This is a genomic window from Croceibacterium salegens, from assembly GCF_009827435.1.
GTDB classification, from domain to species: Bacteria; Pseudomonadota; Alphaproteobacteria; order Sphingomonadales; family Sphingomonadaceae; genus Croceibacterium_B; species Croceibacterium_B salegens.
This window is the reverse complement of sequence record NZ_WTYM01000059.1, coordinates 166,319-179,005: the sequence shown is the minus strand read 5'-3', so window position 1 is coordinate 179,005 and position 12,687 is coordinate 166,319. Positions and strand designations below refer to the sequence as shown.

Here is a 12,687-nt window from a genome sequence, read left to right as displayed (position 1 = left end):
CCCAACCATGGCGGGAAATGGCTGGACCAGACCCGGCCAAGTTGGGCAATGGAGAGGCCATGACACAACATCCGCTCGAAAAGCTCGCCGCCACCAATCCCGAAGCCGAGATCTGGTGGGATTCTTCGCCGCTGATCTATCCCGACTGGGAAGCCAAGACACTCGCCGCCGCTCCCGCGGACAAGCGCGCGGACTGGGAAGGCCAGCTCAACCGCTTCTACAACGCCGATACCGTCGCCAGCGAAGGCACGATGGGTTTCCGCGGCGTGACCACCAATCCGCCGCTGTCTCTGCAGGCCGTCCAGGTCGATCCGGCCGGCTGGACCAAGCGCATCAAGGATATCGCCGCGGCCGATCCCTCGCTCGACGTCGAAGGCGTCTACTGGGCGATGTACCTCGAGCTTGTGCGGCTCGGCGCCGAGGCGATCCGCCCGGTGTTCGACAAGTCGGGCGGCAAGTTCGGATTCCTTTCCGGCCAGGTCGACCCGCGTTTCGTGACCGATGGCGAGGCCATGCTCAAGCAAGGCCTGTCGATTTACGCGCAGGGCCCGAACGTCATGGTCAAGATCCCCGGCTCGAAGGAAGGCTACGAGATCATCGAGGAGCTGACGGCGCGCGGCATCAGCACCAACAACACCACCAGCTTCACCGTGCCGCAGTACCTCGTCTGCATGAACGCGGTCAGCCGCGGCCTCGAACGTGCGAAGTCGAACGGGGTCGACCTGACCAACTGGCGCAGCGTCGTCACCCACATGTCGAGCCGGCTCGGCCAGCTTTCGGACTGGCAGACCGAGGCCAAGGCGCGCGGGATCGACCTCTCGCTGATGGAAATCCGCGATGGCGAGGAAGCCGTGCTCAAGCGCGCATACTGGTGGGGCAAGGAGAACAACCACCCCTCCAAGATGCTGCAATGCTCGATGCGGGTCGAAAAGGACGACGCCGGCAACACGGTCAGCCGCCACATCGCCGACTTCGCCGGCAGCGACATGGTCTACACCTGCCCGCCGGGCTACATCGCCCAGCTGATGGAGGCCGAGGACGAACTCGCCCCGTTCGATCCCAAGGCGATCGAGCGCGAGCCCAATCCCGCCAGCATCGCCAAGCTGATGAAGCTGCCGAGCTTCCGCCAGGCCTACGAATACGACGGCATGAAGCCCGAGGAATTCGCCCACTACGGCAGCTTCCAGGCCACTGCAGGCGAATTCGCCAAGGCGACCCGGCAGACGGTCGATTTCGTGCGGATGACGATCGAGGGCTAGTCCACCCCGAACGAGCCTATCCAGGCCCGGGCCCCGTAGTGGCGGCAGCTTTCTGCCGCCACTACAGCTGCCTTTTCGAGTGCATCAGGGAAGTCCGGCCACTTGGCCAGGTAATGGCAAAACGCCCCATGGAACACGTCGCCCGCCCCCAGCGTGTCGACGGCCTCGACCTGCGGAGGAGTTATGCTTCCGCCGCCATAGCCGTCGTACCAAGAGATCGGCCCCGCGCCGCGCGTCATGGCGAAATGATAGTGATGGTGTACCTCGAAGGAGAATTCCGGCTGAAAGCGATTGGAGACCACGGCATAATCGATGAGCGGCATGAGTTCGGCCGACCAGGGTTTCACCGAACCACCGTCGAGCACCACCGGGATGCCCTGCTCCCGCGCCCCGCGACATAGCGGAATTACGAGAGCCGGCAGCCAACCGTCCGTCAGCACCAACGTCGCTTCGGCCAGCAGGGCATCGATATCGGGTTCGCACTTCAAGGCTTGCGGGGGTTGTTGGTCGACTATCGTGCGGCTGGCATTGCCCGGAACCACGATGATGCTGGAAACCGGAAGGACCTCGGTGTCGGTCGCGAAGTCCTCGAACGGCACGTCATATTGCGCCAGTTCCGTCCGCACTGCATCGGCGAAGGGCCCTGTCCCGAGCAGCGTCAGGAGCTTCACCTCGCTGCCGAGCGCCCTTGCGGTGACGGCGGCATTCAGCGCGCAGCCTCCCGCACCGGCCCAGAAGTGCGTCGCCGAATGCTTGGCGTCCTCCTCCGGATAGTTCGCGCAAACGTAGCCCAGGTCGAAGGTGCTGCGGCCGACGAACAGGATGGTCATTCGGCGGGAGACTTTATGAGCCGGACGATGTCGTCCGGTATCCGCATATAAGCGAGATAGGCATCGAGGTTGCCGGCGATACGCGGATCTTCCCGCGAGAGTTCGGCCATGGCCGCCTTCGCGCCGGCGGTATCGCCCGCCAGGTTGCTGGCCGCCGCCAACAGGAGGCGTGCGTTCGCCGTTCCGTCGCGGTAGTGCAGGCGCGCGTAGTGAAGCGCATCAGTGCCATTGCCGAGCGACAGCGAGCGCAGGGCCGGACCTGCCGAGTACCATGCCGGGTGGCCCGGACTGAGCTCCATGGCCTTGGCCGACAGCGCCATCACTTCCTCGCGATCATCGAGCAGCGCAAACAGCCAGCTGGCATTGGCGAGGATTTCCGCGTTGTTCGGGCCGAGGCGCAGGGCCCGGTCGATCGAGTCCAGAGCTACCTCCCCCTCCCCGGCATAGAACTGGGCGATGGCCAGGTACTCGTAGGCCATTGCGTTGGTGGTGTTGGCCGTCACCGACCTGTTTGCCGCATCGAGCGCGCGCTCGGTCGCTTCCCCGGCACGTTGCGGGTCGAACGAAACGCGCGCCTCGTCGCCGTAGATCCACGACAGCAGCGCCCAGGCGTTGGAGTAGTTGCCGACGTCCTTGACCGCATGTTCGAGGCAGTCGCGCACCTTGCCTAGCTGCTTGGCGGACTTCGCACGCATGTACTGGTATGCCCGGAGCTCGCAGAGATAATTTTCGAATGAAACGCCGCGATGGTTTTCCAGGTCGTTGCGCATTTCCTCGTGGATCACCCCGTAAGGCTGGCCCAATTCGGATGCGACCGACAGCGCGAGATCCGAACGCTTTTCGAGAAGGGTAAGCGTTTCGAGCGGTGCCGTCGGCGTGACCGACGACCAGATGACGACGCGGTCGCGTACCCTGATCAAGTTCGATGAAATACGAAACGTGTCGCCCGAAGTCGCGATTGCCCCGGTCAGGACGAACTCGGCGCCGTGGGCGTCATCGGCTTCCTCCGAACCGGAACCCGGCATGCTGATCACGCCGAGACTGGGCATTTGCGATAGATACGTGATGAGATCGTGGTGCAAGCCTTCACGCAGCGCTGCGGCGGTGGTGTCGTCCACGGCAACCGAATATCGCTCGACGAAGACCGTCGGGCCGTTGGGCTGGAGCAAGGCAATTTGCAGCGCCTCTTCGTGTCGTTCCTTTCCCTGTCCGACAATGAAGGCAGCAAGTGCGACCAGCGCTATGGCGATGGCCGACAGCGCAATCGCCAGCACCTTCCGCGCTGGTTTCGGCTGTGGGTCGGCTTCCGGACCTCCCTGGTCAGCTTCGGCCTCGGCATCGCGAGGCTCGACCAGCGGGCAATAGCCGCCCTTGGGGATGACAAGCCGCCAGTCCTCGTCCTTGCCGCTGCCGGCGTAATACTCGTCGAGCAGCGCCCGGAGACGGACTACCTGTACGCGGACAATCGAATCCCGCGAGGGATCGAAGTTCTCCCCACGTTCGAAGACGTCGACACCGATCGAGTAGCCTTTGATGAAGTCGCCGCGCCCCTCTTCGGCTTCCTTCACGAGATAGGCGAGCAGCTGCGCCATGCGCGGAGCGGCGGCGAACTCAGGCGATCGCAGCGCGTGCTCGAGGGCAACGTTGAGGTGGGAATGCTGCTCGGCCATGGCTCCCCTTCGCTTGGTCTAGCCAAGCCGCCGGGGTGGAGCAAACGGCGAATTCATCGCACCGCGAGCCGTCCCGAGCACTCCAGGAGGATGTCCCTAATCTTCCTTGGAGTACCCGGGACGTCGTGCATACGGCACAAATCCACGTACGGCTGCGTCGGAGCTTGGGATCCGTCGGCACATGTACGGGACGCTTGAAAGGCACCGGACCCGGGATTCGACTTGGCGACCCGAAGGCCTGGGAGCCGGCGCCCGACAGCCCATGACACCAAATTTGGTGCGGCGCACAGCGCTTAACGGTTACACACGGTTAAGTCGGGGAGCAGTTCACCGTGCTGCGGCCAGCCGGGCGTCGACAATCTCCCAATCAAGGTTGGCAAGGAAGGCATCGACATACTTCGCCGCCGCGGTGCCGTAGTCCATGTGGTAGGAATGCTCGTACATATCGAGTGCGATCAGCGGGGCGCCGGTGACCGCTGAATGCATGTGGTCCCACGCCCAGTAGTTGTGCAGCGAGCCGGTCGACTGGTTGTAGCTCAGCACGCACCATCCCGAACCGCCGGCGAGCGACATCGCGGTGCGGCGGAATTCGGCCTCCCACGCCTCGATCGAACCGAACGCCGCGGCGAGTGCCTGAGCCACGCTGCCACTCGGCTTGCCGTCGCCGCCGAGGCCGTCGAAGTACAGCTCGTGCAGTATCACCGAGCCGGTCCGGTGCAGTTCCTCGCGCTTGAGCCCGCCGTAGATCACCGCGGGGAAATCGGTGTCGGCCATGGCAGCGGCCAGCCTTTGCTCGACCATATTGAGCGCCCGCACAGAGCCCTGGTAATTGTTCTGCCAGTGCGAGGTGATGAGCTTTTCGGACAGGCCGGTGAGCCGCGCCGGATCGAAGCGCAGCGGCTTTGGCTGGTGATTGCCGGCGAAGGCCGGGACCGGTGCAGTGGCCTGGCCTGACGCGGCCGAGGGAGCTAGGGCCAGTCCTGCTGCTCCTATCGATGCCGTAGCGATCGCTTCCCTGCGACTAATTCCTGCCATGTCATCTCTCCTCCAGCGTACTGAGACGCCATGCCCGGCATCATACCCCACTCAGGCGGCAGGCCAAGGAAGTTGCATTGGCGCGCGACTAGCGGCCGAAGGTGTAGCTCAGCGCCAAGCCGCCGGAGAACTGGTCACGTGAGCCATACTGCCGGACGATCGGCGAGTCCGCCGCGTCGCCGGTGAGCCGTTCGTACTTGGCGTAGAGCGAGAGGCCCCAGCGTTGAGTGAGAGCCAGTTCACCGCTGGCTGTCGCGCCGTAGGATTCGAGCCCGCCGTTCGCCTCGTAGACCGGCAGACCTGTGGCGAGTGAGGTGGCCGGCGTTACAGAGAAATAAGCGTCGTGGAATTTGTGGTCCGCCCAGGTGACCCTCGGGCCGAGCGAAACAAGCCACTTGTCCCCGTCGCGCCAGACCACGTCGGCACCGCCGTCGACTTCCCAGCCCTCGTGCCCGGTCACGCCCCGGCGGACTTCGCTATGCAGGCGGAAATTCTCGCCGAGCCAGTAATTGGCGAAGGCGCCGACTTCGATGATCCGGTCGACATTGGGCGTCGCGGTCCCGACTTCCTTCGATTTACGCTTGCCGACCAGCGACACCGCTGGTCCAAATTCGAAACCGCCGGAGTTGACCAGGTTGAAACCGAAGCTGTCGTCGGCCGCCTCGAATTCGAAGGGTTCATCGCCGCGCGTGCGGTCGATGTCGAACATCGGCAGGACCGAAACGTCGTCGGCGCCGGGATACTGCGGTTTGACCTGCGCCCCGGCGCCGACGCGATAGCGCCACGGTTCCTTGTCTTCCGCACTGGCCGGTGCGGCGAAAAGCGCGGCGATCGCCGCGGCGACCGGCAGCTGGTAGAATTTCGAAACTATCAGAGTTCTTGCTTCCCTAGCCTTCGTCCTCAGCCCTCGCGGCAGAGTTGTATGTTCAAGGTAACATGCGGGAAGTCCTTGCGTTCCGCCGCACTGAGTTACTTCGCGACGACTGGTCGCTCGAAAACCGTGACATTCATCTGCCGCGCAATACGAAAACCGAGCCGTTCGTAGATGCGGATCGCGGCGCAATTGTCCTGCCAGGCGTGGAGGAACGGAATTTCGCCGCGCGCGAGGATTTCGCGGGCCTTGTAGGCGGACAGGCGGCTCGCCAGTCCCTCGCCGCGCGCATCGGGATGGGTGCACACGCCGCTTACTTCGCAGTAGCCCGGGATGCGCATGCGCTCGCCGGCCATGGCGACGAGCCGGCCTTCGCGGCGCAAGCCGATGAACTGGCCCACGCGGCAGGTCTCGCGGCGGAACGGGCCCGGCTGGGTCAGCTCGGCAAGTTCGAGCATGGCGTCGACATCGTCCTCGCCCAGCAACTCGAAATCGACCTCCGCCTCGAACCCAGCCTCGGACTCCTCGAGTATCATCTGCACGGCGGGCCTGCACAGGACCGTCGTAAGCCCGGGCACATCGGGAATATCCGCCACCTGGACCGCGAATACCCGTTCACCCGGCGCGAGGAGGGCGAACTGGTCGGCGACGGCCTTCGCACCGTCGTCCTCGCAGGCGATGATTGCATTCACGTCGTAGCGAAAGCGCCGGGCGCGGCCGTTGATCTCGGCGAGATGCGCCTGCGGGCCGCTGAGCGCGGCCCATGCGGGACGGGCGAGCGGATCTAGTCCGACCAATAGAGCCGCTCCGGATTGGCAACGAGCAGCTTGTGCTGCAGCTCGGCCGTCGGGGCGACGCGCGGGATCATGTCGACGATATGGCCGTCGTCGGGAATTTCGTCCTGCATGTTGGGATGCGGCCAGTCGGTGCCCCAGATGCAGCGGTCGGGATAGTCGGCCACCAGCGGCGCGACCGAACGGGCGAAATTGTCCCATGGATCGCCGAGGCCGCCCACCTTGATTGCGTCGAGGCGATCGGGGCAGGTCGCCTTGAAATCGATGTCGCTACGGCTGTCGAGCAGCGCACGGAAGGCGCGCATGTCGGGGCCGTCCGGGCCCTGCGTCATATCGGGGCGGCCCATGTGGTCGATCACCAGCGGCACCGGGATCGCATCAAGGAACGGGCGCAGTTCTTCGAGAATGTCGGCCTCGAAGTAGATCACCACGTGCCAGCCGGCGGGCAGGCGACCTGCGACTTCGAGGAACTTGTCCTTGGGCGCATTGTCGACCAGCCGCTTGAGGAAGTTGAAGCGGATGCCACGAATGCCGCCGGCGTGGAGCGCCTGAAGCTCCTCCGCGGAAATCGACGGATCGACCATCGCGACCCCGCGCGCCTTGCCGTTCGACTTCGCGATCGCGTTCAAGGTCGCCGAGTTTTCGGTGCCGTGGCAGCTCGCCTGGACCACGACGTTGCGCGAAAAGCCGAGATGGTCGCGCAGCGCGAACAGCATGTCGGGCCCGGCGTCTTCGGGAAGGTACTTGGCCCTGGCGCTGAACGGGAATTCGGCAGCCGGACCAAAGACGTGGCAATGCGCATCGACCGCACCAGGCGGCGGGACGAAGCGGGGTTTCGAGGGGTTGGCGTGCCAGCTAACGATACGGTCAGGCAAAAACGGTTCCATCCATCAATTTTCGCGCGGTGCGCAGGAGCGCGGCGGATTGCACAGCGCCGGATTCGTCGACTTCGAGCACGCAGCTCAGCTCGCCCGAGGGGTGTTCGATGCTCAGCGTCTTACGCCGCCCTTCAGGAATGACCGCCACTTCGGCGGCCGGCGAGCCGGGGACGAGGCAGGCGGTGGCAGCCGTCACCGCACCAAGCACCCCGATCGAGGCATGGGCGCGGTGCGGAATGAAGACGCGGGTGGTCACCGCACCGCCATTCCGCGGTGGCGCGACCAGGGTCATCTTGGGCACCGACTTGTTGCGCACCTTGCCGAGGTTCATCATCTCTCCGGACGCAAGGCGGATCGCCTCGATCTTCTGCCGGATCGGAGCGAAGGCATCGCTCTCCAGTTCCTCTCGGGATTCATAGCCGGTCGCGCCGACGTCCTCGGCCTTGAAGACGATGCAAGGCATGCCGTTGTCGATCAGCGTGCAGGGTACGCCATTGATGACATCGACGGCATTGCCCGTCGGCAGGAGCGCGCCGCAGGTCGAACCGGCAGTGTCGCGGAATTCGAGCGGGATCGGGGCGTGAGTGCCAGGCACCCCGTCGATCTGCGCATCACCGGCGTAGTTGACGGTGCCGCCGGGTGTCTGGACGGTGGCGACGGCTGCCTGCGCCGTGTTGACCATGAAGATGGCGACCTGCGTCTCGTCGCCGGTTGCCGCAACCAGCCCGCGCTCGATGGCGAAGGGGCCGACGCCCGCGAGCATGTTCCCGCAGTTTTGCTGGTCGGTGACGATGGCCTGGTCGACGAAGACCTGCAAGAACAGGTACTCGACATCGATCCCCTCGTGTTTGGAAGGACTGACCACCGCGACCTTGCTGGTCAGCGGGTCGGCTCCCCCCATCCCGTCGATCTGCCGCACGTCGGGCGAGCCCATAACGCGCAGCAGGAAGGCGTCGCGCTCCTCGATGCTCTCGGGCAGGTCGGATGCAAGGAAGAAGCCGCCTTTCGACGTTCCCCCGCGCATCCACATGACGGGAGCGGAATTCAGACCCACTTCAGCCCCATGTCGGTGAGCTTCTGGCGGAAGCCGTACATGTCGAGGCCGAGCACACCGGAAGCGAGCTTCTGGCGCTTCACTTCCTCGTTGGCTTCGCGCGCCTGGGCTTTCTTGAGCACCGCCTCGGCATCCTCGCGCTTGACCACGCAGACGCCGTCGTCGTCGGCCACGATCACATCGCCCGGCCGGACGTAGGCGCCGGCGCAGACGACATCGACATTAACGCTGCCGAGGCTGGCCTTGATCGTGCCCTGCGCGAAGATGCGCTTGGCCCAGACCGGGAAGTCCATTTCCTTGAGGTCGCGCACGTCGCGGATACCGGCGTCGATAATCAGCCCGCGCACGCCGCGCGCCTGCGCGCTGGTGGCGAGGAGGTCGCCGAAATAGCCGTCTTCGCAAGGGGATGTCGGCGCAATCACGAGCACGTCGCCTTCGCGGCACTGCTCGATCGCGGCGTGGACCATGTAGTTGTCGCCCGGGGGAACCGAGATGGTCACCGCCGTGGCGCCGATCCGAGCGCCGGAATATATCGGGCGCATGTAGCTTGCGAGCAGCCCGGTACGGCCCTGCGCTTCGTGCACCGTGGCCACCCCGCACTTGCCGAGCGCCGTGACGACTTCCAGGTCCGCACGTTCGATGTTCTGGACGACCACGCCTGACATAAGTTCGACTCTCCTCGGGGCAATTTTTGCTGCGGTGGACTGGCCGCCCCCGCTCCGTCAAGGGAGTCTTGGACCAGCCCGCAAACTTGTAAGTAACACATACAGTCTGTAAGGCGAACGCCAAGAGGATGCCAGACTCGAATACGCCCTTTTCGCCCCCGCGGGTGGCGCTTGTCGGCTTCGGCGAAGCCGGGTCGACCTTTGCTCGCTCTGGCGGCTGGCAGGGCCATGCCAGGGGCTGGGACGTGCTGGCCGAACGCCGCGCAGCGATGGCCGATTGCGGGGTCGACGCCGCCGCCGATCCGGCCGCTGCGCTGGCCGGTGCCGACATTGTCCTGAGCCTCGTCACCGCCGATGCCGCACTGCCTGCCGCGCAGGACTATGCCGCACTTCTGCCCGCGGGCGCGCTGTGGTGCGACCTGAACTCGGTCGCCCCACAGACCAAGCGCGCCGCTGCCGAAGCGATCGCAGCGGCGGGAGGGCGTTATGTCGATGTCGCGGTGATGGCTCCGGTCGATCCGGCGGCGCTCGACGTGCCGCTGTTGCTGGCCGGTGAACATGCCGGCGCGGCGGAAACAGCCCTCAAGGCCCTCGGCTTTGGCAAGACCCGCATCGTCGGCGAGGAAATCGGCCGGGCCAGCGCCATCAAGATGATCCGCTCGGTCATGGTCAAGGGGCTCGAAGCGCTGACCAGCGAATGCGCTGCGGCCGCCCAGGCCGCCGGCGTGTTCGACGAGGTCATGGCCTCGCTCGATGCCAGCGAGAAGGCGATCGGCTGGGCCGCGAAGACCGCCTACAACAAGGAACGCATGGACACGCATGGCTTGCGCCGCGCGGCGGAAATGGAAGAAGTGTGCAAGACCCTCGCCGCGCTCGGCATCGAGCCGGTGATGAGCGAAGGCACCGTCAAGTTACAGCGCCGCGCCGGAGAGGGCGCACGGACCCGGAAAGACCAAGCTGCATGAGCCTGATTATCGACTGCCACGGCCACTATACTGTGCTCCCCAAGGGGCATGATGCCTGGCGCGAGGAACAGAAGGCCGCCTTCAAGGCCGGCACCGAATGCCCGCCCTACCCCGAGATCTCGGACGACGAGATTCGCGAGACGATCGAGGCCAATCAGTTGCGCCTGATCAAAGAACGCGGCGCCGACTTCACTATCTTCAGCCCCCGGGCCAGCGCGATGGCGCCGCACGTCGGCGACCAGGCGGTGGCGAGCGAATGGGCGAAGCGGTGCAACGACCTGATCTATCGCGTGACGCAGCTGTTCCCCGATACCTTCATCGGCGGCTGCATGCTGCCGCAGAGCCCGAAGTCGGACATGTCGGAGAGCGTACGCGAGTTGCGCCGCTGCGTCGAGGAACTGAACTTCGTCGTCTGCAACCTCAACCCCGATCCGGGCGGCGGCCACTTCCAGCACCCGCCGCTGACCGACGAATACTGGTTCCCGATCTACGAGGCGATGTGCGAGCTGGAAGTCCCGGCGATGATCCACGTCTCGGGCAGCTGCAACCCGGCGATGCACGCCACCGGCGGATACTATCTCGCCGCCGACACCGTCGCCTTCATGCAACTGCTGCAGGGCGATCTGTTCTCCCGCTTCCCGACGCTCAAATTGATCATCCCGCACGGCGGCGGCGCTGTGCCCTATCACTGGGGCCGCTACCGGGGCCTCGCCGACATGCTCAAGCAGCCTGACCTGCAGGTGCACCTGATGAACAATGTGTTCTTCGACACCTGCGTCTATCACCAGCCGGGCATCGACCTGCTGGCCGACGTGATCGAGAACAAGAACATCCTGTTCGGCAGCGAAATGGTCGGCGCGGTGCGCGGGATCGACCCGACTACCGGCTTCTATTTCGACGATACCAAGCGCTACATCGATGCACTCGATATCTCCGCCGAAGAGAAGCACATGATTTTCGAAGGCAACGCCCGGATCGTCTATCCGCGGCTCGATGCAATCCTCAAGGAACGCGGGCTGTGAGCGCCACCGCAACCGGAATGGCCTATTGCGAGCAGCCCGAGCGCTACATCAAGCAGCTCGTCAGCCACTGGGGCCACAAGATGGCGACCAGCTACGACGACGGCGACGGCATGGGGGTGTTCCCCTTCAGCGAGCACACGAATGCCGTAATGACCGCGCACAAGGACGGGATTGGCATCACCCTGACCACTGCCGACGCGGAAGAGAACGAACGCATGCGCGGCGTGATCGAACGCCACATCGACCGCTTCGCCTTCCGCGAGGCCCCGCTGACCTATGAATGGACGGATCAATGACCGAGAAGAAGAAAGAGCGGATCAACATCCACGAGTACCTCGCGGAGTTCGACGACATCCCGGGTACCCGCGTGTTCACCGCGCAGCGGGCCCGCAAGGGCTACTGGCTCAACCAGTTCGCGATGAGCCTGATGAAGGCGGAGAACCGCGAGCGCTTCAAGGCCGACGAAAGCGCCTATCTCGACGAATGGCACCTGACCCCGGCGGCCAAACAGGCGGTGCTCGATCGCGACTACAACGCGATGATCGACGAAGGCGGGAACGTCTATTTCCTGTCGAAGCTTTTCTCGACGGACGGCAAGAGCTTCCAGTTCGCCGCCGGCTCGATGACCGGCATGACACAGGAAGAATACGCCGAAATGATGCTCAAGGGCGGCCGTTCACCCGAAGGGGTCCGCTCGATCAAGGGGAAGTACTGACATGGCACGCGTAACCACGGGGATCACCTCGAGCCACATTCCGGCGCTCGGCGCTGCGATGCAGACGGGCACCAGCGGCAACGACTATTGGGGCCCGGTGTTCAGCGGCTACCAGCCGATCCGTGACTGGATCCAGCAGCCCGGCAACATGCCCGACGTCGTCGTACTGGTGTACAACGACCACGCTTCGGCGTTCGACATGAACGTCATCCCGACCTTCGCCATCGGCTGCGCGGAAAGTTTCAAGCCGGCCGACGAAGGCTGGGGCCCGCGTCCGGTACCCGACGTGATCGGCCATCCCGATCTCGCCTGGCATATCGCGCAGAGCCTGATCCTTGACGATTTCGACATGACCATCTTCAACCAGATGGACGTCGACCACGGCTGCACCGTGCCGCTGTCGATGATCTTCGGCGAGCCGTCCGAGTGGCCGTGCAAGATCATCCCGTTCCCGGTCAACGTCGTGACCTACCCGCCGCCCTCGGGCGCGCGCTGCTTCGCGCTCGGCGACAGCATCAGGGCCGCGGTGGAGAGCTTCCCCGAAGACCTAAATGTCCACGTCTGGGGTACCGGCGGCATGAGCCACCAGTTGCAGGGCCCGCGCGCCGGCCTGATAAACAAGGAATTCGACCTCAACTTCATCGACAAGCTGATCGAGGACCCCGAGACGCTCGCGAAGATGCCGCACATCCAGTACCTGCGCGAAAGCGGGTCGGAAGGCATCGAGCTGGTGATGTGGCTGATCATGCGCGGCGCGCTGGGAGACAAGGTCAAGGACCTCTACCAGTTCTACCACATTCCCGCCTCGAACACGGCGCTCGGCGCGCTGATCCTCCAGCCGGAGGACACTGCGGGCGAAGCACTCGATCCGCGCGTGGTCCATTCGGGCCACAGCCTGGAACCCGCCGAGTAATCCAGACAGGAGAGTA

The 12,687-nt window shown here is 64.7% G+C and carries 14 protein-coding genes; 6 read left to right on the top strand and 8 right to left on the bottom strand.

From position 1 onward, the window contains the following. The first annotated feature begins 59 nt into the window (after positions 1–59). On the top strand, positions 60–1,259 hold the full coding sequence (locus GRI89_RS17015) for a transaldolase family protein (protein ID WP_159798135.1): 1,200 nt from the start codon (positions 60–62) through the stop codon (positions 1,257–1,259). Here GRI89_RS17015 and GRI89_RS17010 read toward each other — a convergent pair. The 8 genes from GRI89_RS17010 to GRI89_RS16980 form a co-directional block, all read right to left on the bottom strand. After that, positions 1,256–2,089 carry a PfkB family carbohydrate kinase gene (locus GRI89_RS17010; protein ID WP_159798133.1) on the bottom strand — a complete coding sequence of 278 codons (834 nt, stop codon included), beginning with the start codon at positions 2,087–2,089 and terminating at the stop codon, positions 1,256–1,258. The two genes, GRI89_RS17015 and GRI89_RS17010, sit on opposite strands and share 4 nt — an antisense overlap. Continuing rightward, positions 2,086–3,759: a tetratricopeptide repeat protein gene (locus tag GRI89_RS17005; protein WP_159798131.1), complete on the bottom strand. Its 1,674-nt coding sequence runs from the start codon at positions 3,757–3,759 to the stop codon at positions 2,086–2,088. Before GRI89_RS17005 ends, GRI89_RS17010 begins: the two co-directional genes overlap by 4 nt. Positions 3,760–4,086: 327 nt before the next feature. Beyond that, positions 4,087–4,794 (bottom strand): superoxide dismutase, encoded by a 708-nt coding sequence (locus GRI89_RS17000; RefSeq protein WP_159798129.1) that lies wholly within the window; start codon positions 4,792–4,794, stop codon positions 4,087–4,089. Positions 4,795–4,882: 88 nt separating this feature from the next. Continuing rightward, positions 4,883–5,857: a MipA/OmpV family protein gene (locus tag GRI89_RS16995; RefSeq protein WP_159798127.1), complete on the bottom strand. Its 975-nt coding sequence runs from the start codon at positions 5,855–5,857 to the stop codon at positions 4,883–4,885. Beyond that, positions 5,764–6,462: a GNAT family N-acetyltransferase gene (locus GRI89_RS16990; RefSeq protein ID WP_201290965.1), complete on the bottom strand. Its 699-nt coding sequence runs from the start codon at positions 6,460–6,462 to the stop codon at positions 5,764–5,766. Before GRI89_RS16990 ends, GRI89_RS16995 begins: the two co-directional genes overlap by 94 nt. Beyond that, positions 6,450–7,334, bottom strand: coding sequence for an amidohydrolase family protein (locus GRI89_RS17860; protein WP_235913486.1), 885 nt, complete (start codon positions 7,332–7,334; stop codon positions 6,450–6,452). The genes GRI89_RS16990 and GRI89_RS17860 overlap by 13 nt, the downstream gene beginning before the upstream one ends. Then, positions 7,327–8,367 (bottom strand): 4-oxalomesaconate tautomerase, encoded by a 1,041-nt coding sequence (locus GRI89_RS16985; protein WP_159798221.1) that lies wholly within the window; start codon positions 8,365–8,367, stop codon positions 7,327–7,329. Before GRI89_RS16985 ends, GRI89_RS17860 begins: the two co-directional genes overlap by 8 nt. 14 nt (positions 8,368–8,381) lie before the next feature. Next, complete coding sequence (locus GRI89_RS16980; RefSeq protein WP_159798123.1) at positions 8,382–9,056, bottom strand: 4-carboxy-4-hydroxy-2-oxoadipate aldolase/oxaloacetate decarboxylase; 675 nt, start codon at positions 9,054–9,056, stop codon at positions 8,382–8,384. Positions 9,057–9,184: 128 nt separating this feature from the next. Between GRI89_RS16980 and GRI89_RS16975 the strand changes: the two genes are divergently transcribed. From GRI89_RS16975 to GRI89_RS16955, 5 genes are read left to right on the top strand one after another with little or no spacing between them, the layout of a single operon-like run. Continuing rightward, positions 9,185–10,021 (top strand): NAD(P)-dependent oxidoreductase, encoded by an 837-nt coding sequence (locus GRI89_RS16975; RefSeq protein ID WP_159798121.1) that lies wholly within the window; start codon positions 9,185–9,187, stop codon positions 10,019–10,021. Further along, positions 10,018–11,043: an amidohydrolase family protein gene (locus GRI89_RS16970; RefSeq protein WP_159798119.1), complete on the top strand. Its 1,026-nt coding sequence runs from the start codon at positions 10,018–10,020 to the stop codon at positions 11,041–11,043. The genes GRI89_RS16975 and GRI89_RS16970 overlap by 4 nt, the downstream gene beginning before the upstream one ends. After that, positions 11,040–11,339: a DUF2218 domain-containing protein gene (locus tag GRI89_RS16965; protein ID WP_328598324.1), complete on the top strand. Its 300-nt coding sequence runs from the start codon at positions 11,040–11,042 to the stop codon at positions 11,337–11,339. The genes GRI89_RS16970 and GRI89_RS16965 overlap by 4 nt, the downstream gene beginning before the upstream one ends. Then, positions 11,336–11,758 (top strand): protocatechuate 4,5-dioxygenase subunit alpha, encoded by a 423-nt coding sequence (gene ligA, locus GRI89_RS16960; protein ID WP_159798117.1) that lies wholly within the window; start codon positions 11,336–11,338, stop codon positions 11,756–11,758. Before GRI89_RS16965 ends, ligA begins: the two co-directional genes overlap by 4 nt. A 1-nt stretch (position 11,759) precedes the next feature. Then, entirely contained in the window at positions 11,760–12,671 is a 912-nt protein-coding gene (locus GRI89_RS16955; protein WP_159798115.1) for a class III extradiol dioxygenase subunit beta, read from the top strand. Positions 12,672–12,687: the final 16 nt, after the last annotated feature.